24 protein-coding genes, 1 tRNA gene and 1 pseudogene are annotated in these 25,567 nt (G+C 49.2%); 14 read left to right on the top strand and 12 right to left on the bottom strand.

The window, feature by feature from the left end; translation table 11 throughout:
- Window positions 1-59: 59 nt before the first annotated feature.
- Complete coding sequence (locus AB7U36_RS01860; RefSeq protein WP_428158105.1) at window positions 60-938, top strand: glucosamine inositolphosphorylceramide transferase family protein; 879 nt, start codon at window positions 60-62, stop codon at window positions 936-938.
- 82 nt (window positions 939-1,020) lie between these two features.
- Complete coding sequence (locus AB7U36_RS01855; RefSeq protein ID WP_428158104.1) at window positions 1,021-2,058, top strand: radical SAM/SPASM domain-containing protein; 1,038 nt, start codon at window positions 1,021-1,023, stop codon at window positions 2,056-2,058.
- Here AB7U36_RS01855 and AB7U36_RS01850 read toward each other — a convergent pair.
- Window positions 2,055-3,296 (bottom strand): O-antigen ligase family protein, encoded by a 1,242-nt coding sequence (locus tag AB7U36_RS01850; protein ID WP_428158103.1) that lies wholly within the window; start codon window positions 3,294-3,296, stop codon window positions 2,055-2,057. The genes AB7U36_RS01855 and AB7U36_RS01850 overlap by 4 nt on opposite strands.
- Window positions 3,297-3,475: 179 nt before the next feature.
- On the opposite strand from AB7U36_RS01850, the gene AB7U36_RS01845 reads away from it, so the two are divergent.
- Both AB7U36_RS01845 and AB7U36_RS01840 read left to right on the top strand, forming a co-directional pair.
- The gene (locus tag AB7U36_RS01845) at window positions 3,476-4,324 is read left to right on the top strand and encodes a DUF6625 family protein (RefSeq protein WP_428158102.1); all 849 of its coding nucleotides are present in this window, start codon (window positions 3,476-3,478) and stop codon (window positions 4,322-4,324) included.
- A 35-nt stretch (window positions 4,325-4,359) separates the two neighbouring features.
- Window positions 4,360-5,682, top strand: a complete 1,323-nt coding sequence (locus tag AB7U36_RS01840) for a nucleotide sugar dehydrogenase (RefSeq protein WP_428158101.1) — start codon at window positions 4,360-4,362, stop codon at window positions 5,680-5,682.
- 30 nt (window positions 5,683-5,712) lie between these two features.
- On the opposite strand, the gene AB7U36_RS01835 is transcribed toward AB7U36_RS01840, so the two are convergent.
- Genes AB7U36_RS01835 through AB7U36_RS01815 form a run of 5 tightly spaced genes read right to left on the bottom strand, consistent with a single transcriptional unit; the run spans window position 5,713 to window position 11,045 of the window.
- A complete protein-coding gene (locus tag AB7U36_RS01835; protein ID WP_428158100.1) occupies window positions 5,713-6,834 on the bottom strand; it encodes a glycosyltransferase family 4 protein in 1,122 nt (373 codons plus the stop codon).
- Entirely contained in the window at window positions 6,815-7,993 is a 1,179-nt protein-coding gene (locus tag AB7U36_RS01830; RefSeq protein ID WP_428158099.1) for a glycosyltransferase, read from the bottom strand. The genes AB7U36_RS01835 and AB7U36_RS01830 overlap by 20 nt, the downstream gene beginning before the upstream one ends.
- Window positions 7,994-7,999: 6 nt before the next feature.
- Entirely contained in the window at window positions 8,000-8,737 is a 738-nt protein-coding gene (gene kdsB / locus AB7U36_RS01825; protein WP_428158098.1) for a 3-deoxy-manno-octulosonate cytidylyltransferase, read from the bottom strand.
- Between the two features lie 3 nt (window positions 8,738-8,740).
- Window positions 8,741-9,808: an iron-containing alcohol dehydrogenase family protein gene (locus AB7U36_RS01820; protein WP_428158097.1), complete on the bottom strand. Its 1,068-nt coding sequence runs from the start codon at window positions 9,806-9,808 to the stop codon at window positions 8,741-8,743.
- 52 nt (window positions 9,809-9,860) lie between these two features.
- Window positions 9,861-11,045 (bottom strand): DegT/DnrJ/EryC1/StrS family aminotransferase, encoded by a 1,185-nt coding sequence (locus AB7U36_RS01815; protein WP_428158096.1) that lies wholly within the window; start codon window positions 11,043-11,045, stop codon window positions 9,861-9,863.
- Between the two features lie 204 nt (window positions 11,046-11,249).
- Here AB7U36_RS01815 and AB7U36_RS01810 point away from each other — a divergent pair, with 204 nt between their 5' ends.
- Window positions 11,250-12,413: a radical SAM protein gene (locus AB7U36_RS01810; protein WP_428158095.1), complete on the top strand. Its 1,164-nt coding sequence runs from the start codon at window positions 11,250-11,252 to the stop codon at window positions 12,411-12,413.
- Window positions 12,406-13,602 carry a radical SAM family heme chaperone HemW gene (hemW, locus tag AB7U36_RS01805; protein WP_428158094.1) on the top strand — a complete coding sequence of 399 codons (1,197 nt, stop codon included), beginning with the start codon at window positions 12,406-12,408 and terminating at the stop codon, window positions 13,600-13,602. The genes AB7U36_RS01810 and hemW overlap by 8 nt, the downstream gene beginning before the upstream one ends.
- A 24-nt stretch (window positions 13,603-13,626) precedes the next feature.
- Here hemW and selB read toward each other — a convergent pair whose 3' ends face one another.
- Together selB and AB7U36_RS01795 are read right to left on the bottom strand one after the other, a co-directional pair.
- Window positions 13,627-15,543, bottom strand: a complete 1,917-nt coding sequence (gene selB, locus AB7U36_RS01800; protein WP_428158093.1) for a selenocysteine-specific translation elongation factor — start codon at window positions 15,541-15,543, stop codon at window positions 13,627-13,629.
- A 13-nt stretch (window positions 15,544-15,556) separates the two neighbouring features.
- Window positions 15,557-15,727 carry a hypothetical protein gene (locus AB7U36_RS01795; RefSeq protein ID WP_428158092.1) on the bottom strand — a complete coding sequence of 57 codons (171 nt, stop codon included), beginning with the start codon at window positions 15,725-15,727 and terminating at the stop codon, window positions 15,557-15,559.
- A 176-nt stretch (window positions 15,728-15,903) separates the two neighbouring features.
- On the opposite strand from AB7U36_RS01795, the gene AB7U36_RS01790 reads away from it, so the two are divergent.
- The 3 genes and pseudogenes from AB7U36_RS01790 to AB7U36_RS01780 all read left to right on the top strand — a co-directional run.
- Window positions 15,904-15,979: transfer RNA gene (locus AB7U36_RS01790), tRNA-His, on the top strand.
- Window positions 15,980-16,327: 348 nt separating this feature from the next.
- Window positions 16,328-16,819: a hypothetical protein gene (locus AB7U36_RS01785; protein WP_428158091.1), complete on the top strand. Its 492-nt coding sequence runs from the start codon at window positions 16,328-16,330 to the stop codon at window positions 16,817-16,819.
- Window positions 16,820-16,837: 18 nt separating this feature from the next.
- A pseudogene (locus AB7U36_RS01780) lies at window positions 16,838-16,981 on the top strand (Txe/YoeB family addiction module toxin); the annotation flags it as partial.
- A gap of 81 nt (window positions 16,982-17,062) precedes the next feature.
- Here the strand turns inward: AB7U36_RS01780 and AB7U36_RS01775 are convergent.
- The 4 genes from AB7U36_RS01775 to AB7U36_RS01760 all read right to left on the bottom strand — a co-directional run bounded on the left by AB7U36_RS01775 (window position 17,063) and on the right by AB7U36_RS01760 (window position 22,851).
- Window positions 17,063-17,545 (bottom strand): adenosine-specific kinase, encoded by a 483-nt coding sequence (locus tag AB7U36_RS01775; protein ID WP_428158090.1) that lies wholly within the window; start codon window positions 17,543-17,545, stop codon window positions 17,063-17,065.
- Window positions 17,546-17,677: 132 nt separating this feature from the next.
- The gene (locus AB7U36_RS01770) at window positions 17,678-19,429 is read right to left on the bottom strand and encodes a hypothetical protein (RefSeq protein WP_428158089.1); all 1,752 of its coding nucleotides are present in this window, start codon (window positions 19,427-19,429) and stop codon (window positions 17,678-17,680) included.
- Entirely contained in the window at window positions 19,419-20,924 is a 1,506-nt protein-coding gene (locus tag AB7U36_RS01765) for a hypothetical protein (RefSeq protein ID WP_428158088.1), read from the bottom strand. Before AB7U36_RS01765 ends, AB7U36_RS01770 begins: the two co-directional genes overlap by 11 nt.
- Window positions 20,925-20,973: 49 nt before the next feature.
- The gene (locus AB7U36_RS01760; protein WP_428158087.1) at window positions 20,974-22,851 is read right to left on the bottom strand and encodes a hypothetical protein; all 1,878 of its coding nucleotides are present in this window, start codon (window positions 22,849-22,851) and stop codon (window positions 20,974-20,976) included.
- 287 nt (window positions 22,852-23,138) lie between these two features.
- Between AB7U36_RS01760 and AB7U36_RS01755 the strand changes: the two genes are divergently transcribed.
- From AB7U36_RS01755 to AB7U36_RS01735, 5 genes are all read left to right on the top strand, one after another.
- Entirely contained in the window at window positions 23,139-23,594 is a 456-nt protein-coding gene (locus AB7U36_RS01755) for a hypothetical protein (RefSeq protein ID WP_428158086.1), read from the top strand.
- Window positions 23,595-23,777: 183 nt separating this feature from the next.
- A complete protein-coding gene (locus tag AB7U36_RS01750; RefSeq protein WP_428158085.1) occupies window positions 23,778-24,182 on the top strand; it encodes a hypothetical protein in 405 nt (134 codons plus the stop codon).
- A 2-nt stretch (window positions 24,183-24,184) separates the two neighbouring features.
- On the top strand, window positions 24,185-24,523 hold the full coding sequence (locus AB7U36_RS01745; RefSeq protein ID WP_428158084.1) for a hypothetical protein: 339 nt from the start codon (window positions 24,185-24,187) through the stop codon (window positions 24,521-24,523).
- Window positions 24,520-25,188: an ABC transporter ATP-binding protein gene (locus tag AB7U36_RS01740; RefSeq protein WP_428158083.1), complete on the top strand. Its 669-nt coding sequence runs from the start codon at window positions 24,520-24,522 to the stop codon at window positions 25,186-25,188. Before AB7U36_RS01745 ends, AB7U36_RS01740 begins: the two co-directional genes overlap by 4 nt.
- On the top strand, window positions 25,178-25,567 hold a 390-nt coding region (locus AB7U36_RS01735), incomplete at its 3' end, for an ABC transporter permease (RefSeq protein ID WP_428158082.1). The genes AB7U36_RS01740 and AB7U36_RS01735, both read left to right, overlap by 11 nt.

Here is a 25,567-nt window from a genome sequence, read left to right as displayed (position 1 = left end):
TTGGTTGCAATTGTATGAAACTGGTGATGCTTATGGTATTATTATTCCCTAAAAAAAAATTGGTTCCGCAGACCCCGCCCCCTGGATGCCAATGGTCCATCGGTATCTACGAGGGTGTTTCTCCTTTTGCCTTACAGCCGCCTGACAAGAGAACCAACCCTATTCTATGCCCCTGTGATGTGTCCGATGGCCAGGCACGACTTGTCGCAGACCCTTTTGGTGTCCAGTATGAGGGTAAGCACTACCTTTTTTTTGAAGCTGAGGTGAAAACTGAAACCGGTTATAAGGGAAAAATAGCCGTGGCAAGCAGTGAGAATGGGGACACATGGCAGTATGAGAAAGTTGTCCTTGATGAGCCTTTTCACCTCTCTTATCCTTACGTATTTATCCGGGAGAATCAGTTTTATCTTATTCCTGAATCCAGACAATCCCGGCAGATTCGTCTGTATCGGGCTGTAGGTTTTCCTTTTCACTGGGAACTGGACACCATATTATTGAAAGGCAAACGCTTTGCAGACAACAGCCTTTTTTTCTATGATGATATCTGGTGGTTGTTTACAGACTCGGGGAATTCAACCCTTAGGCTCTATTTTTCCCACCATTTAAAAGGTCCCTACAAACAGCATCGGAAAAGTCCGATACGCAAAAAAGATCCCCATTATGCGCGACCTGCAGGACGGGTTGTTTTGTATCAAAATGACCCGATTCGTTTTGCCCAGGATGCCTTTCCCATATATGGGAGCAAGGTCTGGGGCTTTAAGATCACCACATTGACGACGAAAGCCTACCAGGAAGAAGCTGTTGCCGCCCCTGTCCTTGATGCTTCAGGGTCTGGGTGGAACAGCCATGGCATGCATACTGTTGATGCAACCCAGTTACCGGATGGTTCATGGCGGGCCTATGTTGATGGATATGGCTCAAGTAACGTAAGTGTATAGGGTGCAAGTTAATCCCGGTGATTGAAGTGAATCCAAACATTCATATTGAAGAGTGTATATGCCCATTTGAAAGGAACGCAATATGCACAGTGAACATATGCGGCAAAAATTAACCCTAATGTACAATCTGCTGCTTCGGCCTAAAAGGGTTTTTAACCTGATGGTCAAGGAAATTGAAACCCTTCTGGGTTGCGACAGACTGCATTATTATCCCAGTGCCTTGACGATTGATGTCGGCAATGTCTGTAACCTGAAATGTCCCTTGTGTCCCACAGGACGCGGTGACAAAGGGGTGGAAAGAGGCTTTATGCCCTTTGAACAGTTTCAACGGATCCTCAGTGAGGTGGGGCCTTATCTGACGGATCTGGACCTGCATAACTGGGGGGAGCCACTGCTGAATAAGGACCTTGTTGCCATGGTTCGTCTGGCAAAGAAAAAAGGCATTACGGTAAATATCAGCTCCAATCTGATGCGGCTCGATGAACAGAGTGCAGAGGCGTTGATTGCAGCAAAAATAGAAAAGATTTTTATCTCCCTTGATGCCGCATCTCCGGAAACCTATAAAATATACAGGGTCGGCGGTGATTTTGACACTGTGATTGAGCATATCCGTCTGCTGCTTGCTGCCAAGAAAAAATTGAATCTTTACTATACACGACTGAAAATTTTGTTTCATGTTTTTCGCCATAATGAGCACGAAGTTGAGAAAATCAAACAATTGAGCAAGGAACTCGGCGTTGAACTGGCCATCAATATGATCCGTCCGGATATGGGAAAGGAGATATTTGATGATGTAAAACAGGCCATTGAAAGGGATGGTAAATGGCTGCCGGAAAATTCGGAATATTGCCCATTTGATATGGTGTCACAGGAAAAGAAGATTGTCCGTTCCTGCAGGGCGTTGTGGAAAACTGCGGTGATCAACTGGAATGGGAATGTTTTTCCCTGCTGTTCTGTGTTTGGTGATCAGTATCAATTTGGCAATGTTTTCACCGAGTCGTTTCGCACTATATGGAATAATGAGCACTATATTGCCGCACGAAAAGAAGTCAAAGGCCGGATTGAAAACAGTTCAACCATCTGCCATATCTGCCGGCGTACCGGTTATCTCCATTTTTAGTCCGAATCCTCTTGCCGGATTGTTTGCGGTGCAAACAAGGTGGCACTCATTAAGGCAAAAAACCAGCCTTCTGCACTGTCCTGGAGCGGAGATGCTATCATGCAGGCTGTCATGATGGTTAAGACAAGGCCCCGGGCAAGCAGTATCCTTGCCTTTTTTTTTAAAGATGCCGCATACCACCATTGGATGGTGAAAAAATATAGAAGAATCAGTATGCCAACCAGGCCGAATTGAACGCCGGCCATTAAAAATTCGTTATGGGGATTGTCTGATCGATTGAACCGGGTGCCTTTTATCAATTCGGAATAGGCGGTTTGAAAGCTGCCTGTGCCTGTACCGATGAACGGCCTTTTTTTGATGAGTTTAAGCGAGTTTGTGTAGAGTTCAAGGCGCAGTCCTGAGGATGAGGACACACTTGCAGGTTCTCCATAATTCCATGCCTTTATTTCATTGACTGCGATACAGGCTCTTGTCAACAGTGGATTGGATGGATAGATCCATATTAAAAGCCCCATACAAAGGCAGGTGATAAAGAACCCTGCAATGCTTTTCCGGTTGCTCCAGGAGAAAAAATAGTACGTAAGAAGGATAAGGGTAATCAGGTGGCCGGTTCGTCCGTTCACCATAAATAATACATTAATTAAGGCCAGGCAACTGAACCCTGACCATAAGAACCGTGCTTTACGTGTTATAGCGGATTTGGCCAGCACTGCCGTAACAAATACGGTAAATGCCATGAATGTATTGTGTTTAATGTGGTCATGGAAAACATAACAGTCAAGCGGGTTGCCTTTTACAGGTATAAAGTGCGGCACCATGCTGATCCGTATCAGATACGAGAGAGCAAGAACCAATCCCATGGCGCCAATAAATGACATTAAAACAGCCCGGTTATTTTTTTCTTCTTTTAAGTATATCATGGCCATGGTTATGAACAGGAACTTACCGCCGTTCTGGATGCTCTCAAATATTTTTTCCTGCCCGGCATGGGTATAGGAAAGTCCTGCTATGTGAATCAGGAAAAATGCACAGCCAGCCATAGCCACAGGGTTTGATTTTAGGATAACTGCCAATTCTTTTAATGATTTTTTAAAGTTGTCCAGAATCCAGAATAAAAGGAAAATTCCTAGAACCATATAGCTTGCGGCCGTGGATACAGGGATGATAAATGCGAGTAGAGCCAGTGCAGCGCTGCAGATTTTGCTCAAATTCATGTGAGATAATAATTTATTATTCATTCGGTTATATTGTGATCAGGAATTAAAAAAAAATTTAATGGGCATATTTATGTAAAAACAATGGGGCATACCATACAACAACAGGCAATAATATTGTAGCGATAATTACTTCTTTTGTTTACAATACTATTCTTACAGACAACCGATAATTATTTGAACGACTTGAACAGGAATTTGGTATGCTTGATCTTGAGTTAAAAAGCGCTTTCTTAGTCCCCTTTTTTGGCGAACTTCCCGCGTATTTTCCGTTCTGGGCTAAATCATGTGAATTAAACCATCATCATTTCCACTGGTTTGTCTATAATGACAGGATCACGAAATCCAAAGCCCTTAATCCGGCAGTTACGCTCATTCGATACCAGTTCGAGGAGATGGTTGCCGATTTTAAGCAGCGGTTGGATATAACCATACCCGGCTGTTTTCTTCGCAGGGTCTGTGATTACCGGCTTATGTTTTATTTTTTACGGGATGACAAAGAAGAACTGGACCGCTATGGCTTTATCGGGTTTACAGACATGGACCTTGTGTATGGACAGCTTTGGGACTGCATGCCTGAAAATATGGCATCCCATTCCATGATCAGTGCAGATAATGACCGGCCGTGCGGGCCGTTTACCTTGATCAATCGTTCACAAATGCATTCACTTAAAGAATATAAATATATAAAAAAACACATGGAGCCGGAAGAGCACAGGACGTTTAATGAATCAAGGGATCTGCTGCAGGTGGTTTCCGGCAACCTCCCGCCATACTGCCGGGCTGATCTGCTGCAGCCGACAATGACCAGGGGCGTGAGTAATACGAAAGTTTACGCTATATGGGAAAAAGGGAAGGTGACTATTTATGATATCTATTGCAACCGTTTGGAAGCCGGTTTTTTTCATTTTTCCCGGTATAAGGACAAAAAGCGGTTTGTCATTGACACGGATGCGTTGCACCATGACCGCTGGGGTGTTTTTAAATTCGGTATTACCGGATTTACATCCCGTTGGAATAGGACTAAAATGAATTTTTCGTTGTTGATATAGCCATTGCCGTGAGAAACGTAATTAAAGGAGATAAGATGAAAGGGATGCTGACCTTTGAGGCCCTGGCAGCCAAAAAAGAGACAATTGCAGTCGTGGGGTTGGGCTATGTGGGGTTGCCCTTGGCGGTTCATCTTTCACGGCATTTTAATGTGGTTGGCTATGATTATAACGCCGGCCGTATTGCCGAACTTAAAAAAGGCAGGGACCGCACCCTTGAAGTCTGTGATGAAGATATGGCAACAGCCGCAATCACCTACACGGATGATGCTGAAGTCCTGGGCCACTGCCGCTTGATTATCGTGGCCGTACCTACTCCCATTGATCAGTATCGTATTCCCGATCTGACGCCGTTGCGCAGCGCCTCCGAAAGCACAGGCCGTCACCTGAGCCCTGGCAGCTGTGTGGTCTTTGAGTCCACGGTTTACCCGGGTGCCACAGAAGAATTTTGTGTGCCGATTATCGAAGAAACCTCCGGGTTGACGTTAGGTAAGGATTTTTCCGTGGGCTACTCACCGGAGCGGATTAACCCCGGGGATAAATTGCATACGGTTGATACCATTTTAAAGATCGTCTCCGGCTCTGACCCGGCAACCGCTGACCTGTTGGAAAAGGTTTACGGAAAAATAGTCAAAGCGGGCATCCATGTCGCCCCCAGCATAAAAGTGGCTGAAGCCGCCAAGGTCATTGAAAATACCCAGCGGGATATAAATATCGCTTTAATGAACGAACTGTCCATGATTTTTGATATCATGGGGATTGATACCCTGGATGTACTTGAAGCTGCCGGTACCAAATGGAATTTTTTGCCTTTCAGGCCTGGTCTGGTTGGCGGGCACTGCATTGGTGTTGATCCCTACTATTTGACGTTCAAAGCGGAGTCAATAGGCTATCACCCGGAGATGATTCTGGCCGGACGGCGTGTTAATGACGGCATGGGCAAGTATATTGCTGAGCGTCTGGTCAAAATAATGATCAAGGAGGGCAAGCAGATCAACCACACCCGGGTGGGGGTCCTCGGTATAACATTTAAGGAGGATGTGCCGGATTTGCGCAACACCCGTGTGGTTGATATCATTGCCGAGCTGGAAGACTATGGTGTGGAAGTAATTGTTCATGATCCCATGGCCGATCCCGGGGAAGCCAGGGGATATTACGGTATTGATTTGAAACCCATAGGCGCTTTTAAGGATGTAGATGCGCTGGTTGTTGCCGTGGCCCACAAAAACTACCGGGCCATGGGATTGGGCGGTCTTGCCGGGTTATGCAGTACAAAACATCCCCCGGTTATTTTGGACGTTAAAAGCGTTTTTAATCCAAAGGCGGCTGCTACCCAGGGAATTATTTACTGGCGGTTGTAAGAGATAAAACGGCTTTGTATTTGCCGGATTTCAGGTATTGTTAAAGTGGGACTGGTAGATGCGGATAATTTTTTGCCCCATGGTCTCAATGGTATGGCAGCGTTTCATTTTTTGTTCTGCGTTTTGTGCACGCTCATTTGTTGCCTCTGGGTGATCAATTGTTTTAATAATCATCTCACATAGTTGACAGGACTGCCCTACGTTAAAAAGCAGGCCGGTTTCATCATGGGTGATGATATCTGCAATCCCTCCAGTCCTGGATCCAATCACCGGACATAAGGCATACATCGCCTCAATCAGGACCTGGGGGATTCCTTCAAACACGGATGGCAGAATCTTGCAGTCCAGGGAACGGTAAAACGGCCAGACATTTTCCTGGAATCCAATAAAATGTACTCTGTTCTCAATATTCAGATCCCGGGCAAGTTCCGACATCCGGCCCAGAAAAGACGCTTCTCCGGTGCCGGCAATGACCAGGTGGTGGGGAATATGCCTGGCTGCTTTCTGAAATCCTTGTAAAAGGGTGTCCACGCCCTTGTCCTGGGACACCCGGCCGGCAAACCCGATAAAGCGCGCACAAGGATCAAGGTTAAGTTTCGCTGCCAGGTTTTTTCTCTCCTCATCCTTTGGACTAAGCGCCGCAGGTTCAACAATACCGGAAGGGATTGAAAAAACCTGCTGAGCCGAAAGGTTAAAAACGTCTTGAAGGTGACGCCTGGTATAATCTGCTGTGGTGAACGTATAATGGCTTAATTTTTTGTAAAGCAGCCGATTATACCAGGTATTGCTAACCGGCGTACTGATGTGACGTGATAAAATTCTGCAAGGTACAAGGGCTTTTTTAGCTGCCGGTAACGCTATTTTTGAATCTGTATTCCCATGGGTGTTGACAATGTGAGGCTTCTCTTGATTAAAAATGCGAATAAGGCGGCTGTAATCGGATAATGCAGACAAGCGTTTGAAAGACATTGGGTATAGGTTAAGTCCATGCCCTTTTGCCCTTTGGAGCAAGGGGGTATTTTCAGGTGCTATAATGATGACCTGGTGTCCTTTGTCCGCCATCCATAAAGATTCGTTCAGCACTCTTTTTTCAAGTCCCCCCCAATCTGTGTGGCAGGTGGTATGGATAATTTTATACAGGTGTGATTTCATAGGCGCTTGTTTGAAATTGCCGATCAATTTTTGCCTGGCGCAACCGGTAGATACGCAAGATATCCTTGCCCATGGCATCCATGGCGTAATGTTTTTTAACCAGATCCTGGGCCGCCTGGACCAGGGGCTGGACAGCCCGGGGGGTATTCAGTATCCACCGGATGATTCCCGGCAGAGAACCGGGTTGCCCCGGATTAAAGACCCTGCCGGTTTTATAATTAATAAGAATATCCCTGATACCGGGGGTATCCGGACCAATTACCGGGCAGAAGTAAGCCATGGCCTTTGTCACCTCCCAAGGTACCCCCTGGTAAAAATTTTGGGGGTTGGGAAAATAGACACAGCAGTCCAGAGCCTGGTAGAAACCGGCATCATTCTCTTTTGTCAGTGGCAGCATATGCACACGGGGGGCTGCCTTTTCATCCATGGGATACTGATTTTCGTGAGTACCGGCGATCAGCAGATGATGACAAGGGAAGTGCCGGCTGAGCTGATCAGCGGTTCTGCAAAGCTGCTGTATATCTTGGGGATCTATTTTACCAAAGATTCCGATGAACCGGACACCTGTTTCCAGTTCAAGGGTGTTTGCCAGCTCCTGCCTGGCTGCTGTTTGGGCTGTTCTGTCTGTTCCCTCCGGGGCAGCGGCAATATCAGGCATGACAATGCCGTCGGGAATGGAGAAAATTTGCATGTCTGACAGGGAAAAGATCTGCTTCAGATGCGCGGTGCTGTCCTTGGAGGTGGTGAAAACATAGTGGCACCGTGTTTTATAAATTTTTTTGTTGGGCCAGGTGTTTTTAACCCGTTCCCCGTTGTGACGGGACATGATCCGGCAGGGGACACCCGTGGTCTGGGCTGCCTTTAAGGCAAGCTTGGCATCTCCTCTGCCGTGGGCATTGACCACAAAAGGGTGCTCGCCGGCAAATATTTGTTTGAGCTGGGCATATTCTCCGATTCTGACCAAAGACTTAAAGGACATGGGATAGACCTGCAATCCGTTTTGTTTGGCGTTTTCAAACAAAGGACTATTCCCCGGGGCAACAACGGCCACCTGGTGGCCGTTTTCTTTCATCCATAATGATTCGCAAAGGATTCGTTCTTCCCTGTTACCCCACAGAATTCGGCTCGACGTATGAATAATTTTGTAAAATGATTTCATGGATAATCAGCAGGATTCGCGCAGGATAGCTTCAACGCGTTCAATATCTTCGGGCAGATCAATTTCCGGTGAATCATATTGGGTGACCGCCACTTTTATGGGAAATCCGTATTCCATCACCCGAAGCTGCTCCAGCTTTTCCACCTGTTCGCAGGTGCCGCTGTCAAGGGTGACAATTTGGTCCAGAAAGGCTTTGGTGTATGCGTAAAATCCCAGATGTTTATAATAGGCCACATCAGTCTGGCCGTCCCTGGGAAAGGGAATCTGAGCCCGGGAAAAATACATGGCAAATCCCTGGCGGTTGAACACGACCTTTACGTCCTTGGGATCTGTAATCTCCCGGGGATTTTTGATTTTATACGCCAGGGTGGACATGGCAAGGCCGGGATTCTCGTCAAAGGGCCGGATCAAATCATCAAGGCTTTTGGGATCAAACACAGGCTGGTCCCCCTGGATATTGATGATGATATCTTCGGCAGCCGCACCAAGCATCCTGGCGGTTTCAGCCACCCGGTCCGTGCCTGACCGGCAGGTGTCCGGGGTCATCAGGGCTTCTCCGCCAAATGCCTTTACGGCTCTGACAATACGTTCGTCATCCGTGGCAACAATGGTTCTTGTCACCACGGATGATTTCCAGGCTTGTTCACATACCCGCTGGATCATGGGTTTGCCGGCAATGTCAACCAGGGGTTTGCCCCCAAGCCGGCTGGAACCAAAGCGTGCCGGGATCACTGCAATGGGCATGGGCTACATCTTTTCAAAAAGGCTGCGCGCCTTGTCACGGGTCATGATGCTTTTCCAGTCCTTGCCCAGGCAGTTTTCCCACAAAGGATCCAGGTTCAGGGCCACATTGATCATGGTCTCCATCTGATCCCCGGTAAGGTCCTTGGTCAGTCCCCTGGGAATGTCCACCCCTGTTTTTTCCATGATGGTTCGAAATTCTTTCACCCCGTCGGGATAGTATTCATCCAGAGTGTCAAAGGTGATGCAGCAGCCCACGCCGTGATGGGTGCCAAGCACATAGGAAAGACCATAGGACAGGGCATGGCAGGCACCCACCTGGGAGTAGGCAATGCTCATGCCGCCGAAAAAGGAGGCCATCATCAGTTTGTCCGCCGAATCAGGGTGGTTATCCACAAACACCTGGCGGCACAGATCCAGGGATTTTTCCCCGTAAGCTTTGGAAAATTCATTGATATAGGTGCCCTGCAACGACTCAATGCAGTGGATATAGCAGTCCATGCCGGTGTAGAAGTGCTGGGCTCTGGGCACGCCTGCGGCCAGTTCAGGGTCCAGGATCACCTGGTCAAACACTGTATAATCGGAGTTCAGTCCCAGTTTTTTCTCGGGTCCGGTGAGCACGGCTGTACGGGAGACTTCCGCGCCTGTGCCGGAAAGGGTGGGCACGGCCGCATGCCATACGGCAGGGTTCTTGATCAGATCCCATCCCTGGTACTCGGTGGATGAGCCTTCATTGGTGAGCATCAAAGAGACGGATTTGGCAAGGTCCATGGCGGAACCGCCCCCAATGCCGATGACTGCGCAGGGCAGGGCAGGGTTGAAACTTTTTGCTTTCCGGGTGAGTTTATCCACATAGCCTGTCTTGGGCTCATCCGCTACATTGACCCACAAAAGAAAATCATTGTCATGCAAGGGGATACGTTTTTCAAGAGCCTTGCCCTTAAATACATCATCCACAACAAAAACAGCCCAGTCTTCACCGGACTTGCGCCGGCCTGCCACCACCTCGTCAAGCTGGGCAAAACAGCCCCGGCCGAAAAGAATATTGGGAACCAGCTTAAAATTTCTGAACATTGATAAATCCTTAACTTATTGCTTTAACCCTAAAACGTGTTTGGGCGGCTTGTTATTTTAAAGCGTTTAATACAGCCTGGATACGTTTGTCCATATCATCTGCGGACCAGGAAAGCATGATCTGCATGGACAGGGTACGCTTCATGATATCTTCACTTTGCGCCAGGACAAGGCCGGCATAATCCGGCAGGCCGCCACTCAACTCAAAGGGAAGTCTGGCAGCGCGTTTCATTTCCTTGAGGTGATGCCATTTTTTATAATAATGCCAGTTATTGTCATACCAGTAGGCGCAAGGAGCCCCGTTTTCCGCAAGTTTTTTTGCCGCCTGCCTGGCCTGGTCTTGTGTGGGCATCAAAAAGCTCAAGAAGGTGGCGGAATCCCCGTCCGGGTCGGGAAGTGCGCGGAAGGTAACGCCTTTAATATCTTTCATGGCATCCTTGATGGCGGCTTTATTTTTTCTCTGGATCTCAACGATGCGGTTGAGTTTGCCTAACTGGGCAAGCCCCACCGCTGCATTCAGTTCGGATATCCTGTAGTTGGTGCCCATGATGGGGTGGTCATCCGCGCCCCGGTCTGGTCCGCCTAAATGGTCATGGCCATGGTCTGCATACTGGTGGCACCGGGTGTAAACCTCTTCGTCATTTGTGATAATGCCGCCGCCTTCTCCGCAGGTCACGGTTTTAACCGCGTCAAAGGAGAAACAGCCGGCCTTGCCGAATGTGCCCAAATGGCGGCCTTTGAAACTTGCGCCCAAGGACTGGCAGGCGTCTTCCAGGAGCACCAGGCCCTTTTTGTTGCAAAAGGCTTTGATTTCATCAATCCTTGCCATGGCCCCGCACATGTGCACCGGCACCACTGCCTTTGTCCGGGACGTGACTGCCGCTTCCAGGCGCTCCGGATCCAGGCAAAGGGTCTGGTCAATGTCTGCAAACACAGGCACAGCGCCTGCCTGGATCACGGCCTCAAATGTGGCCACAAAGGTAAACGGCGGTACAATGACCTCGTCCCCGGCCCCGATGCCGCAGGCCGCAAGGGCCGTACAAAGCGCCGCTGTTCCGCTGGCGCACAGATGGCTGAATCCGGCACCTGTTATCCGGGCCAGTTTTTTTTCAAATTCCAGGGCCTTGAAATGGCCGTTTCTGGCCCCTTCAAATCCGTACCTGAATAAAACCCCTGTTTCCAGTACATCATTGACCTGTTTGCGTTCCTCATCTGAAAATAATTCAAAGCCAGGCATGGGCTCTCCTTATGTTGCGATGTTGCATAAATTTTTCCGCACCGGTGCGGAAAAATTTGATAATTGACTATAAAAATGAGGGATTCATATCAAATCCGGGATATGTTTTCAAGGCAGATCCAAATATTGACTTTCATTTTTCTAATGCTTATAACCCTTTTATGGGCAAGGTTCAATATAAGGAATCAACTGCGGTTTTTTACCATGGCAGACAATAAACAGACACAGACATACCAGGGATATGAACAGGGACCTGTCCGCCCGGCCAATGATACATACAGCCTGCTGCTGCGCCTGATCCGGAACTGTCCGTGGAACCGCTGTTCCTTTTGTCCGGTATATAAAAAGCAGAAATTTTCCATACGCCCTGTGGAAGACATTATTAAAGACATTGACCTGGTTCGTACATACATTGACAGACTGCTTCAGGAAAATGCCCTGCCCATTGCCTTTGACCAGGAACGAATTCATTCCATTTATACCGGTTTCGAGGTACGGGACCGGATTGCATTCAACAGCGCTGTCATGTGGTATGCCGCAGGCATGAACGCCATTTTTCTCCAGGACGCCAATCCCCTGGTTATGAAACCCGAGGATATACTTTTTATTCTCAGGCACATCAAAGACTGTTTCCCGGAAACCGAAACCATTGCCACCTACGCCAGAAGCAGCACCATCCTTCAATTGCCGCGCGGTGCCCTGAAACAGATGCATGAACTTGGCCTTAACCGGATTCATGTGGGGCTTGAAAGCGGGTCAAATCTAGTGCTTAACCGCATGCGCAAAGGCGTTGACAGATTCGGCCACATAGCGGCGGGTAAACGGATCCGGCAGGCAGGTATTGAGCTGTATGAATATGTAATGCCGGGGTTAGGCGGTATTGACCTGTCCATTGAGCATGCCCTTGAGACCGCTGAAGCCCTGAATGCAATCAATCCGGATGTGATCAAAATCCGGACCCTTGCCCTGGCACCTTCCACAGAACTTTCCCACTGGCAGCTCCGGGGCATGTTTGAAAAACCGGGGGACGCCATGATTGCCACGGAAGTGCGCCTGCTGCTTGAGACCCTGGACAATATCCAGTCCCGTATAAAAAGCGATCACATCCTGAATCTGTTTGAAACGGTTACCGGCAACATGCCCCATGACAAAGAGAAGATGATCGGGATCATTGACCGGTTTTTTGAGCTTCCCCCAAACGAGCGCATCCTATACCAGATCGGCCGGCGCATGGGCTTTTTCAAAGGGCCCGGAGATATGGATGCAAGTCCCCGAATGGACCAGGTGCGGCTTGCCTGCGAAAATTACGGGGTCACCCCGAAAAACGTGGATCAGATCCTTGACCGGTTGATGATGCGGTTTGTCTGAACACCTTTATATTCATGTTCCCTTCTGTATAAAAAAATGCAGGTATTGCGATTTTTATTCCAAAACCGATCTGTCCCTGATTCCTGATTATGTGACAGCCCTGGTCCGGGAGATTCGGCTGCGTTCACGGAGATCTGTCTTATACCCCAAAGGCAGCGCGGCAACCGTATATTTCGGGGGCGGCACCCCGTCCCTGCTTGGGCCACGGCACCTTGAAGCCATTCTGAAAGCCCTGGACAACGCCTTTGGCCTCTGCCGGCAGACCGAAATCACTTTTGAAGCCAATCCCGGCACCCTGGACGCCATCCATCTGAAAGGGGTCCAATTGAAAGGGTTCCAAGGGATGGGTGTTAATCGTGTAAGCCTTGGTATGCAGTCATTTGATCCGGCACAGCTTTCCCTTTTAGGACGTATCCATTCGGCAGAGGATGCCGTGCATGCCGTTGAAAAGGTCCGGGCTGCCGGTATTGAAAATATCAGCCTGGATCTGATTTACGGCCTTCCCGGCCAGACCGGCGACCACCTGATCCGGGAGCTTGATGCTGCCTTGGATCTGATGCCTGCGCACCTGTCCTGTTACATGCTCACCCTGGAACCGGGCACAGCCCTGCATGCCATGTATGAACGGGGTAAGTTTTTTCCCATGGCACAACCGGATCAGGTGGATCTGTTCCGTACGGTTGCCGAATATTTGAGCGTCCGGGGATGGGATCATTATGAGGTATCCAATTTTGCAGAGCATACATCCCTTCGTTCCCGGCACAACAGTGCCTACTGGCAGATGGTGCCCTACCACGGATTCGGACCGGCCGCCCATTCCTATGCCGTAAATTCCGGCACAGATGGATCGGCTGCGTATAAACGGTTCTGGAACGTACCGGACCTGAATGGATATATCAGGGCCTTAAACTCAGGAAATCTTCCCGGATCCGGCAGTGAAATCCTTACCCTGGAACAGCGGCAGATGGAGTATGTCATGGTGGGGCTGCGGACAGCCATGGGCCTTGATATCAGAACCGGACAGAATCTGTGGCAGAACCGGTTTTTAACTGTGTTTCAACGCCTGATGGAACACCTTGAAAATAACGGATTGGCCCGGTTCCAGGATTCCGGGAAACGGTTTGTTTTGACCCTTGAAGGCTGGATGCGCCTGGACAGTATTATCGCGTCTTTTGTTGAACGAATCTGATGGCCAGCAGGTGGTTACAGAACGTCAGGGCAGTTTTTTCCTTAACAGCCGGTGCTCCTCAACTCGTATGGTCAGGTGTATGGCGTCAAAGTATTCAATCAGGGGAATGATATATTTTCTGGAAATGCCGGTCATGTCCTTGAATTGCGGTGTGGTGATTTTTTCATTGGCTTTGAGGAATTCAATGAGTTTTGTTTCCAGATCGCGGATGGCATTGGCATCAAAAAACAGATCATCCCTTGTCTTGACCACCTGTTTTTCATCAATGAGAATCTGCATCACATCCCTGGCTGTTTTCTGATCCAGGTCAAGGTCCTGGCATATGGTGCGGAAAAAAGGCGGGGTCAGGCCTGATTTTTTGTAAGTACCGGCAATTTTCTCCTTGATTTCATGCTGGTCCACCTGGAGCGCTACCTTGAATCCTGAAAGTTTCACCAGGTTTTTGTCCTGAACAATGAGGTTTTCCTTTTCCAGGCGGGTGAACAGGATGTTGAAAAACCGGGCATCATCCACATATTGAAACTTGGATTTCAGTTCCTGGGCCGGCATGCCTTCCTTTAAGGGGTTTTCCTGATGATAGGCGGTCAGCCGTTCCAGTACGTTTTCCTTAAAGTCATCAAAAACTATGCCGTGGACATAGATCTGTTTCTCCTTGTCCGTGAGGATTGCTTCCTGTTTTGCAAGCATTTTCTGCAACGCAGCAGCCAGTTTTTTGTCCGGCACATTGGTCATGACCCTTAAGGCATTAAAGGTCAGCCCGGAATATCCCTTGACAGACAGAAAATAGGCAATGGTTTTCTCGTCATCCTGGGCAGTAAGATCGGAAAGGCCTTCAATCATGGCCGTATCTTTAAGTTTGTATTTTCTGGACACCGGGTTGAGGATGGCACCGCCCCCGATGGTTCTGACAGGGGAATAGGACCGGATAACGTATCTGTCATCCTTGATGCAGCATACCGGGGATTCCAGTCGGAACTGAACCGGTGCCGTGTCCCCGGGTAACAGCGCTTCCCTGCCCAGCAGGATCATGTAGCCCAGTATTTCACTTGTGCCCGAATGAAACCTGACCCTTGTCCGGGCCCTGGCCAGCTTGACATTGCTTTTCAGGTAATGGAACTGTGCGTCCACCATATAGCTTTCAATCAACGCCCCCGGGGTGGAGAGCACATCCCCTCTAAATACAGCTTCCCGGTCAAGACCCTGGAAATTGATGGCAGTCCGGGTGCCGGCCATGGCTGTCTCCACCGAACTGGAATGCACCTGAAGCCCCCGGACCTTTGATGTGATTTTCCGGGGAAACACCATGATATCCTGGCCCACACTTACCTGGCCTGAAATCAGGGTCCCGGTGATGACCGTGCCGAACCCTTTCATGGAAAATACCCGGTCCACGGGAAGACGGAAAATGGAAGAAAATTTGCGGGGCGGGATTTGTGTACAGATTTTTTCAAGGGTGGTTAAAAATTCCTCCAGACCCTGGCCTGTGGCAGAGGATACCGGCACAATGGGTTTGTCTTCAAGAAAAGTGTCTGAAATAAAATCATGGATGTCCGCCATGGCCAGTTCCAGCAGGTCTTCATCCACAAGGTCTGTTTTGGTCAAGGCGATCATGCCGTGGCAAATGCCCATGAGGTTGCAGATCTCCATGTGCTCCCGGGTCTGGGGCATGACGCCTTCATCTGCCGCAATGACCATGACCACCACATCAATGCCCGAAGCACCGGCCACCATGTTTTTTACAAATTTTTCATGGCCAGGCATGTCCACAATGCCAATGTGCTGTCCATTGGCAAGATCCAGGGAGGCAAATCCAAGTTCTATGGTGATACCGCGTTCTTTTTCCTCCTTGAGGCGGTCTGTTTCAGTGCCTGTCAAGGCCTTGACCAGGCTGGTTTTCCCATGATCAATGTGACCTGCTGTGCCCAGAATGATATTGTCCACAAACGCCTGCCTGTTACCTTTTGGATTTTCTGTAATAGCCCATGCCATAGGCCAGGGCCACAAGGATGATCCCTGTGGCAACACCATGGTAGATTCCCCAGTCCGGCTTGAACAGCCGGGTAAGGATGATTCCGAATGCCAGGCCCAGAATCAGGCGTATGGTGAAAATAATCAGTGTATTCATTATACGAACCGCCTTTTTGCGTGTCTTTATTAATAAATATCCCAAGGATAATAGTCAAAGGGGGGAAACAGGTCAATCCTTATATGTAATTCGAATTTAATCAATAGGATAAAAAATAAAGGCAAAAACTACTTGAAAAAGAAAAGCAGTTCTGATAATTATGCAAAGTTTTTGTGGTGGGTGTAGCTCAGTTGGTAGAGCACCAGGTTGTGGCCCTGGTTGCCGCCGGTTCAATCCCGGTCACTCACCCCACAAAGATCCCAAAGCAGCCGGTCGGCTGCTTTTTTATTATGGTCCCCCCCGTTGCAAATCATAACAGGGATGCGCTTCCTGCAATGGCGGTGTATTTCAAGTGATATCAATAGGTTTCTGTATTTGCACAAGTGACTCTATTTCAGAATGAAACGCCTGCCCTGTTTTCCCAACCCAGGTAAAATCGCCCATTTTTGAACATTGAAATCATTTATGGGCGCGGGATAGAGAAAAAAACCAAGCCCCTGCATAGTCTGGTATATAAAATGCTCATTTATTCTCTTAACAGTGGTGTTTCCCATAAATCCCCCCTCGCGGGTTCTTAAAAAAATAATAGAAAGGGGTAAAATGAAGCAGGTACTGCTTGCCATTGATGGGAATGTTCCCTCCCGTCCGATTTTTAAATATGCTGCTGATCTGTGCAAACATATCAGTGCCCGGTTGTGTATCCTCCAGTTTATTAAAAATAGAAAGGACAGATCGTTTGGCGCGGATTATGCGGATTGTGCGAATAATATGGACGGCACAATCGGAAACATTGAACTAGGGGGCAGTGATATGCCCGGTCAGGGGGACAAGCGCCTTGCCGGGATCTCCGGACCGTTGAAACAGATGCTTAAAAATCCGAACTGTCCGGTTCCCTATTCAGTCGCATTGAGTGCCGGCAGCCCGGAGAATGTTCTATCCGGCTATGTTGATTTCCACCCTGATATTGTTCTTGCCGTATTTGACCCCTCCCATGACCATGTCCCTGCCTCTTCCCGGATCAAGGAACTTAAAGAAAGACTTGGTGTTCCCCTGGTGGTTGTGGATCCCGCAGGTATAAAAAAAGCACATTAATATTCTAATCCATACCAAACGCCGCCTTTTTACCAAAAACTTGTAGGTGATTTGTCTGGTGCATATTCAAGAAGATTAAATATTCAACATAGAATCGTATACCAAATTATAAATGATGATAACGTTGTCAAAGTCCTTCGTATGTGGACACATTATGAATAGATGACAGAATCGGGATAGGACTCCCCTTCAATGAGGAGCCCTCCCAGGTGACTAGCCCAAAGGAACTACCCCTTCAGGCTATTACAGCTTGTAGCCGATCATCCTTAAGAAATCTTTGCGTTTTTTAATATCGTCCTGGGTTTCAACGCCTTTGGAAGAAAAGCCGTCCACCACGCCCATAATGCCCCTGCCCAGATCGGTCTGGAGGATGATCACCTGGGTGGGGTTGGCTGTGGCGCAATGGATGCGCACCACCTCGGGAACGGCCTGGATAGTGTTCACGATGTTGACGGGGAACATATCTTTCATGAAAATGATAAATGTATGGCCGGCTGACAGAGCCTGGGCGTTCTTTTTCGCAAGTTCCAGCATCTGTTCGTCCGTACCGGAATGACGGATCAGGCACTCCCCGGAAGCCTCACAGAACGCCACGCCGAATTTTGCGTTGGGTACGGTACAGACAATGGCCTCATGAATATCTTCAACGGTTTTGATGAAATGGGAATGACCCAGGATAAAGTTAAGTTCTTCGGGATTTTCTATGGCTACGCTGACAAGTTTCATGATAAACGTCCTCCTCGGAGTTGGGTATTTTATTTTACCACGAGGTTCACGAAGATTTTAGAGTACTATACTTCGTGTTCTTCGTGGTATTCATCTGAAATCATCTTTATTTTATGACATTGCATTGGGATCTTATTCTAGTGAAAGCGCCCCCCATGACAGGTCAAAGGCCTGGTCGTTCTGCTCTAAATTGGTGATCATAAGGGACGGCATGATCCATGCCTGGCCGTCACTGCTCTGGGCCACCCGGATTACGGGAAAGGCGGTCTGCCGGGCAATGGTTTTTACCGTAAGAAACCGGGTGCTGTTTTCCCCTGCCGGAAATCTGGTAAAGGCCAGGTGGTTGACATTGTTGTGCGCTGCGGATTTCTTGTAGTTTTCAAACTCTTCCATATTGTAGATCCGCCCGGGAAGCACCTCCATCTGGGAGGCGGTCCTGGTGTCCGTGTCCAGGGAAATGTAATATTTGTGGTCATCCACACAGATTTCATACCCGTCGTAAAGGGTGTACACATTGCCTATCAGGGTGATCAGTTTTTCAAAATGGGAGATTTTCTTGGCATAGCGCTCCCCCTCCTGGTCTTTGCCCACATGCCGGTACTCGGCCATGAACAGGCAGTGCTCGGGCAAAAGAAGCAGTTCATCTTTGTTAAATTCCTTGAGAATATGCTTTTTAATGGCTTTTCTGATCTTTTCAGACTTGGTGGGGCGGCCTGAAATCAGAAAATAGATGCCGGCCAGATTTCTGTCCTTGCGCCATTCATTGAGCAACCCTGCCTGTTTACCGCATAACAGTTCCAGAAACCGTGCAAAATCCCTTTCAATGAACCGGTCATTGTCCCACCAGGGACCGGTTTCCTCCGGGGATCGGGTCTGGGCAAAGGTGTCGGAAAAATATTCCCCGGCTTTTCGTTCGGAAAAGGATTCCTTGCGGGTAAGGGCTGTGGTGATGCCAAGGGCCGGGTCCTGGTAGGTATTGGCCAGAAGAATGCTGACATCCGTGGTCAGTCCGCCAATGTCAATGTGGCATACCACAAACTGAAGATTTTCAGCATTGGGGTCACGCTGGGCAGCCTGGGAAAAGATAAAATCCACTTCCTTTAGATTGGGGAGCCGGTCTTTTTGGCCGGACAGGTCCCAGAAAGGTAACTGCTTGATCAGGTTCAGGAAATAAAGCTCGCACGCCCCGCTTTCATCCGCGGAAATATTGACAAAGGTTTTGCGCAAATGCCTAAGATCACTGGGGAACAGCCATTTCCATTTCCGGTCCGAGGCCAGGTTCATGCACACGGCATAGATATTTTCCTTGTATCCGTTTCTTAGGTTTTCAATGAACAGATCCGGTACCGTAACCCGGATTTCCGTAATCACCGGGATGGCGGGGCCGTTCCAGGGGCGCTCCTTGTTTGGCTCTGTGATATACCTGAAACTGTGTTCAAGGATTTTTTTGATGTAAAGCTTGAACTGGGGGACATTTCCCTTGTAGGCGGCAAATTTTGAGGCAAATACATATTTGGCGCTTTTAACAATCTGGCTTGAGCTGACATACTCTTCACCCATATTGGGCACAAAGGCAAAGTCCCGCTCATCACCGGAAGGTGGATTGATAAAGGCCGAAGGAAAGCCGCCCTGGGCATCGGAGTCGCCATGGACCACATACTGCCACGAGTCGGTGATCTTATCCCGGCCAAAGCTGCAGGGCCAGCACAAAACACTGGTGCGGTAGGAGCCGAAATCAATGAAAAGAATATATTCCTCGTGGTTGTTGATGTCCCTTGGGGTGCGGCCGGCTATGGTTTCATAGTAAAGTTTGCCGTCATCCTCCAGCTCTATCTGGAATTGGTCCACTTCTTTTTTTTTGCGTTTGAACAGGTTAAACAGCATGCTGGGCATCCTCTTTAATACGTCTTTCAACAAGGGTGAAATCGCCGCGCACCAGCATGTTGGGAATGTAAAATTCCGCCATGTTCATGATGATGTGGGGTAAATCCTTTTCCATTGCACTTAAAAATCCTTTGTTGTCCGGGTCCAGGCGCCGGTGCATGTTTTTCCACAGAACATGGGAAATGGCCTGGCTTTTAGGGGTGTCGGCCAGAAACTGGTCCAGGTACTGGGTGAATATGGCGGTCCAGAACTCTTTATGGTCCTGGATCAGCCCGTCTTCGCTGTATTTGATCTCCCGGTCAAAAAAGTGCCGGAGGCTCTGGTAGGTATCATTGAGAATGGCTTTGCGCATGCGCTCCTTGACTTCGGCCACTTCATCATAGCTTTCAATTTCATAGAGCAGGTCAACGGCCTGGGCGTGCACCTTTTCAGCCTTCCTGATCCAGGGCATCAGAAACATATTGTCAAGGGCGTCCCTGATATTGGAGGTGGTACAGATGTCATTGAGCATTTGTCTGGACCAGGCAACACAGCCGTCCTCCTTGATCTGGTCCTTGATTTCACGCAGGTTTTTGTACCGGGACAGGTTGCGTATCCAGGTATCCACGTGGGGGCCGGGGGATATAAAGCTCACCGGGTATTCGCTGTTGCAGGGGTTGATCAGCTGCACCACGGTTTCAAAGGCTTTGTAACTTTTGAAATCACTTTCCAGATCCTGCTCCACATTGGTGTTGCCACAATAGCTTGCCACGGCACTGTCCCCCTGCAGGGACAGGATCAACGGCAGTTTCTGATACGCGTGGGTGGTTTCCAGCACCGTGCGGTATTTTTTCAGGATAGCATCCAGAGGATGGCCCGGGGGAATGGCGATTTTGTGCTGGAAACAGGCCACAAGAATGCCGGGATAGCGCTCCAGGCAGTCCAGCATATTGGCCTGGAATTTTTCATGGCGCTCCTTCTGGAACGCAATGGCGTCCGCCCCCTCTTTAATTCCCGGATATTCAATGGCCGGAAAGGTCATGGGGGTCTGGTTTTCGGGAACGGCCACCCGAATGAGATAATCGTCCGGGGTCGCCCCGGAGGATAGATCATACAGCCGGTTGAACTGCTCTTGGGTCAGCCGGTCCCGGATCACATTACCTGTGGAAATGCTGATCTGGCTGACCACCACCTCGTCGGTCCAGGATACCGGTTCCACAAGGCAGGGAACTGCTGTGTTCTCCGAGGTGTTGCGCTGCTTGACCGCAAACAGCCCGCGAAGCGAGTCATTGTCAAACAGGTCCAGAAGATAGCTGGTCTTAAAGGATTTATCCGTGCCTGTGATGTGGATATATACGGGCATATCCGTGTCCGGTGCCGTTTTCAGGCATTGTCGGCAGCGTTCAATGACCTTGTCCACCCGGTCTGCCTGCTGGGCTGGCAGACCGGCAAGCTGCTGGGCAACCGCCTTGATTGCGTTCTGGATTTTCAAAAGCCGGTCTGTGTTGTCAAACATATGGTTAAATAAAACTCCTTGATGCTGATTTCGTAAACCTACTGGATTCTTAAGGGATTTTTACAATCTGATAAATTCCGTCCTTGGCCTTGACGATTTTAAGCTCGGTGTCGCCGGCTTCAACGGTCATGTCCGTGATGTCATGGCGGAAACATAAGGTTATGCTATCCCTGGACACCATAAAAGTAAAAGGGTTGAACAGGTTGACACTGGCTTTCTCAAAGGTGGTAGCCGAGCCGTCATTAAACGTTGCCTTAAAGCTGTCCAAGGGCTCAAACAAACGGATGATATTGGTGGTGCCGGGGGTAATGGTCACGGACTGAACAGAGAAACTGTCGTCCTTGGAGAGCTGGATCAGGGTGGTGTTGAACTGGATGGGATCCCGCTTCAGGGACACATTGGCCTCCTGTTCAAAGGATGATTTGGTGATCAGGTTGGACAGCACCAGGCTTGTGATGGGGTCATTGGTCTGGATGCCGTATTTTCCCTTTGCATCCCCCATGAGCAGTTCCCGGTGGACATTGACCTTGATCTGGTTCTGGGGCAGCGTGGAAAGGCCCAGGGTGCTGATCCGTTCTTTAATGATATCAAGCTGGTTGGTCTGGCCGGTTTCCGTACTGAAATAGGTCAGGGTGCTGCCCGACAATTTCAGTTTCCCTGCCTGGCTGTCATCCAACGCATACCAGGCCATGTCCGAAGGCATTCCCTTGTCTTCCAGCACCAGGTGACCTATGCGTTTGGGCACCAGGGTGGCGCTGTCCTGGTGGAAGAAGGCTGCAAAATCAAGATTGCCGGAACTGTTGCTCCGGGTGAGCAGGTACCAGGATTTACCGTCAAGTTTTGTGTCAATACGAAGGGGGGTAAAGGTATATACATTTTCCAGAAAGCCCTTCATTTTGTAACTGATGCGGTCACTGGCCATGAGTTCTGCAAAAGCATTTTCATCCCGGATTTTTTTAAAATCCTGGTAGGAGATCATGTTCTGCTTCATATAATTGGAGATTTCAGTGTGTTTGATGTTTAAGTCTCCAACCTTGAAATAGAAAATATTGGCGGCATACCCGGATTGCATGGTTGAATAAATCCGTGCCAGGCGTATGAATTCCGTGCCTGCCAGAACCTCCCTGCGGGAGCTGACCAGTTGATCAACCTGACGGTTATAGTTGAAATATACAAACAGGATCAGTCTGTTGCCCCGGTTCATATCTTGTTCACCTTCCTGGCGGTAATCGGGCAGGGTCATGGTATGAAGCATGTACGAGACATATTCGGTTTTTAACAGCTTTTTAGCCACATCTTTTTGTTCCGGGGTTCCGTCATGGAGCCAGGCATGCAAGTCGGGAAATACGGATTTGTAAAATTGCATTTCAGGGCCGGAATCCTCGCCGATGCTGCTGAGAAAGGGCATGTTTTTTATCAGGTGCCCATAGTTGAGCCCGGCCAGAACGGTCAGGGAAATAAGCAGAACAGCGACAATCCAGGGGAACCAGCGCCGTTTCATTTTGGTGATGCCTTTTTGCTTCTGGAGTAACGAAAGCAGAGCTGTTATACGCTCCTTGCCCATATAGGTGTCATTGTGCACCACGTTTCCCCCGTAAGCCACAAGGCTTTTCTTTTTATCCGGAGACCGGAAAAAGGCCCAAGCATACCCGATATTGTCGCCCCTGGCAACACGGACGGTCAGATAATCCACCAGGGCTTTACGTTCAGCGCCGCTGAGTTTATTAAATGATACGGGGGTCATGTCCGGGTCAAGCTCAATCTTCCCATTCACCGGGATAATCCGGATTTCCATGTGGGGGCCGATACTCTGGTAGCGCCGGACATCCTGGAAAAAAGTGCACGCCGAAGGGATCTGTGCCTCGTAGATTAATGGACTGTCACTGACCTTTTTAATTGTCAGTTCAAACTCATTTAAACGTCCCATATGGGGTAATTCTCCTTAAGCTGTATCTGCATTCTTTTTTGCCGTATTCTTTTATCATTCCCATCCTGATAAAGCAAAAAAACATATCATATAATGGAAAGACGGTAAACGTCAGTCCCTTCTTCATTCTCTTGTTTTTTGGGGCAGAAACTAAGGCGTAAGGCACTAAAGACAGTATAGTCCGCCGATTATTACTCCCGAGAGAATACCAATTCTGCCCAAAAGTTTGACTTTAGATATTTCTGAAGAGACGCCGTGTGCAATTTTTTTTAAAGTTGAGACAATCCGTGTCCGGCCGCTTCAGCGAACAGGCTTCAAAAAACAGTCAGGAAGAAAAGGAGGCCATTGCGATGGTTGACAAGAAACAGGCCTTAACAGGCGCTAAGTTTTTTTTTCTGGGACTGGTGATTGTACTGGTGTTCGCCTCCACGTCCTGGGCCGCAAGGGTGGATGCTGATAATCAATCAGGTTGCGATGTGATGGTTACATATGATGTTTCCCAGCCCCTTGGTTTAGGAGCAAACGCCCTTAAAGGTTTTGACGTTAATTCCGGCCGTAAAGGCTATCAAGATGAATTTGCATTTTGGACTTACAAAGTAGCCAAGGTTGCTGTTTATCTTAAGAGCAACAACATGAAGGTTTGCGAGACACGGGCGCCCGAAGACAAGACGTATTATCATTCAAAAGTTGTAGTGACCGGAGATGATGAAAACTCCTTACGTTGTGAAATTACATTTTATTAGCATTTCCCGCTCTTTTTCATGACCGGCATATTGCAGCGCAATCATTAAGGAATCCATGCCATGGTCAGGCCGGGTCAACGCATTTCGTGTCTGTTGCTCTCTTTGATTCTGGTTCTTTTTTTTTGTCCGGTGCAAGGTACAGCGGGCCGGAAAACAAATAAAAGCCCGGAAAATTGCATACAGATGAACATCGCCGAGGCCGTGGCCGTGGCGCTCCGGTACAACCGTGACGTGAAGCGGGCCTATATCACACGGGTTATGGACAAGTTCAGCCTCAAGGTGGCAGAAGCCGAGTTTGCTCCTGATTTTAATCTGACTTCAAGCCCCTTTGCCTCGGGCGGCAGGACCCAGACCGAGGGTGAACAGGGAAGTGACACCCGTACTTCTTACAGCCATAATTCCGCCATTCGCATGGATAAAGGCTTTGAACACGGTGGAAGCATGCGTTTTTCCTGGAACCGGACCGACAACCTGGCAAATACCAGCGGCGGCAAGGAGACCTACAGCGGTTCCAATACCTGGACGGCAAGCTTTACCCAGCCCCTGCTAAAGGGGTTTGGCAAAGAAGTGGCAACCTATTCACTCTAGGCATGTCCGCCAACCTTTCGATCATTGTTTACGATAATCCCAAGGCCCTGATGGTGCCCCTTGGCGGGGTAAGTATCCGGGGAAGTGAAACATTTGTTCAGGTGCTCAAAAAATCAAGTCTATTTCCTGAAGTGGTGGAGGTCACCACCGGCATGACCACCCTGGATTCAGTGGAGATCCTGAACGGACTGGAACCGGGGGATCAGATCGTGCTTGGGGCGCACAACCTCCCCGGGTCGATGAAACCGGCCGGGGGAGGCGGTAATGGCCCTTCCCCTGGCGATACACCCGGTCCCGCCGGCCAAAACAATGACCCGCAGGTCACCAGAGACCGGCCATGATCCAGCTTGAAAACATTCATAAGTCCTTTCAGATGGGGCCGGTCACGGTGGAGGTGCTCAAAGGGGCCAGCCTGACCATCGGCCAGGGTCAGCTCATGGCCATCGTTGGCCAGTCCGGCTGCGGCAAATCCACCCTTATGAATATCATCGGGCTTTTGGACACGCCCACTTCAGGAACCTATACCCTGAACGGCAAAGCTGTGGCTGCCATGAATGACAAGGATCTGTCCGAAATCCGGAACCGGAAAATCGGGTTTGTGTTTCAGCAGTTCAACCTTTTGACCAGGCTGACCGCTCTCCAGAATGTTGCCCTGCCCCTGGTCTACCGGGGGGTGGGGGAAAAAGAGCGGCACCGGGCTGCCAGGGTGGTTCTTGAAAAGGTGGGGATGCTGGAACGGGAACATCACCGGCCAACGGAACTTTCCGGCGGCCAGCAGCAGCGGGTGGCCATTGCCCGGGCCCTGGTGGGGAGCCCCGCCATAATCCTGGCTGACGAGCCCACAGGCGCCCTTGATCCAAGGGTCGGGCAGGAAATCATGGATCTCTTTATCCGCCTGAACAGGGAGGAGGGGATTACCATTTTTGTCATTACCCATGATATGTCGATTGCCAGGCAGTGCAATGGCTTTGTCAGGATGCACGACGGAGTGATCCATGATCATTAAACCCAATATCATTGAGGCGGTCAACAGCCTGGTCTCGGCCAAGCAGCGCTCCATCCTGGCACTGACCGGCATTGTAGTGGGCATCGGGTCTGTCATTGCCATGGTTTCCGTGGGTGCCATCGTCCAGAAGGAGGCCTTGCGGCAGTTCATAGAGATGGGCACGGATGTGATCACCATTTCAAAGGGCTTTTCCGGAAATAACCCAAAGAAAAATAAAGACATGAGTATTCAGGTTGCCATGGCCATCCCTGACCATTGCCCCGCCATCATAGCTGCTGCACCCTATGCATCTGTCTATGCCCAGTTTAAATTCAGGGGAAAAAAGGATAATGTCCCTGCCATGGGCGTGACGCCATCCTTCTTATCCATCAACAAGCTG

This window comes from Desulfobacter sp. (assembly GCF_050177295.1).
Note: the sequence above shows the minus strand (reverse complement) of the source record. Positions and strands in the feature narration are given on the sequence as shown.

What these genes read in the sequence shown, in the direction of transcription:
- AB7U36_RS01850 (WP_428158103.1), bottom strand. Translation starts at nt 3,296, where the DNA reads ATGAATAATAAATTATTATCTCACATGAATTTGAGCAAAATCTGCAGC.
- AB7U36_RS01740 (WP_428158083.1), top strand. Translation starts at nt 24,520, where the DNA reads ATGATCCAGCTTGAAAACATTCATAAGTCCTTTCAGATGGGGCCGGTC.
- AB7U36_RS01845 (WP_428158102.1), top strand. Translation starts at nt 3,476, where the DNA reads ATGCTTGATCTTGAGTTAAAAAGCGCTTTCTTAGTCCCCTTTTTTGGC.
- AB7U36_RS01765 (WP_428158088.1), bottom strand. Translation starts at nt 20,924, where the DNA reads ATGTTTGACAACACAGACCGGCTTTTGAAAATCCAGAACGCAATCAAG.
- kdsB (WP_428158098.1), bottom strand. Translation starts at nt 8,737, where the DNA reads ATGCCCATTGCAGTGATCCCGGCACGCTTTGGTTCCAGCCGGCTTGGG.
- AB7U36_RS01770 (WP_428158089.1), bottom strand. Translation starts at nt 19,429, where the DNA reads ATGCTGTTTAACCTGTTCAAACGCAAAAAAAAAGAAGTGGACCAATTC.
- AB7U36_RS01785 (WP_428158091.1), top strand. Translation starts at nt 16,328, where the DNA reads ATGAAGCAGGTACTGCTTGCCATTGATGGGAATGTTCCCTCCCGTCCG.
- AB7U36_RS01775 (WP_428158090.1), bottom strand. Translation starts at nt 17,545, where the DNA reads ATGAAACTTGTCAGCGTAGCCATAGAAAATCCCGAAGAACTTAACTTT.
- AB7U36_RS01760 (WP_428158087.1), bottom strand. Translation starts at nt 22,851, where the DNA reads ATGGGACGTTTAAATGAGTTTGAACTGACAATTAAAAAGGTCAGTGAC.
- AB7U36_RS01795 (WP_428158092.1), bottom strand. Translation starts at nt 15,727, where the DNA reads ATGAATACACTGATTATTTTCACCATACGCCTGATTCTGGGCCTGGCA.
- AB7U36_RS01815 (WP_428158096.1), bottom strand. Translation starts at nt 11,045, where the DNA reads ATGCCTGGCTTTGAATTATTTTCAGATGAGGAACGCAAACAGGTCAAT.
- AB7U36_RS01840 (WP_428158101.1), top strand. Translation starts at nt 4,360, where the DNA reads ATGAAAGGGATGCTGACCTTTGAGGCCCTGGCAGCCAAAAAAGAGACA.
- AB7U36_RS01745 (WP_428158084.1), top strand. Translation starts at nt 24,185, where the DNA reads ATGTCCGCCAACCTTTCGATCATTGTTTACGATAATCCCAAGGCCCTG.
- AB7U36_RS01830 (WP_428158099.1), bottom strand. Translation starts at nt 7,993, where the DNA reads ATGAAATCATTTTACAAAATTATTCATACGTCGAGCCGAATTCTGTGG.
- AB7U36_RS01810 (WP_428158095.1), top strand. Translation starts at nt 11,250, where the DNA reads ATGGCAGACAATAAACAGACACAGACATACCAGGGATATGAACAGGGA.
- AB7U36_RS01835 (WP_428158100.1), bottom strand. Translation starts at nt 6,834, where the DNA reads ATGAAATCACACCTGTATAAAATTATCCATACCACCTGCCACACAGAT.
- AB7U36_RS01855 (WP_428158104.1), top strand. Translation starts at nt 1,021, where the DNA reads ATGCACAGTGAACATATGCGGCAAAAATTAACCCTAATGTACAATCTG.
- AB7U36_RS01820 (WP_428158097.1), bottom strand. Translation starts at nt 9,808, where the DNA reads ATGTTCAGAAATTTTAAGCTGGTTCCCAATATTCTTTTCGGCCGGGGC.
- AB7U36_RS01750 (WP_428158085.1), top strand. Translation starts at nt 23,778, where the DNA reads ATGAACATCGCCGAGGCCGTGGCCGTGGCGCTCCGGTACAACCGTGAC.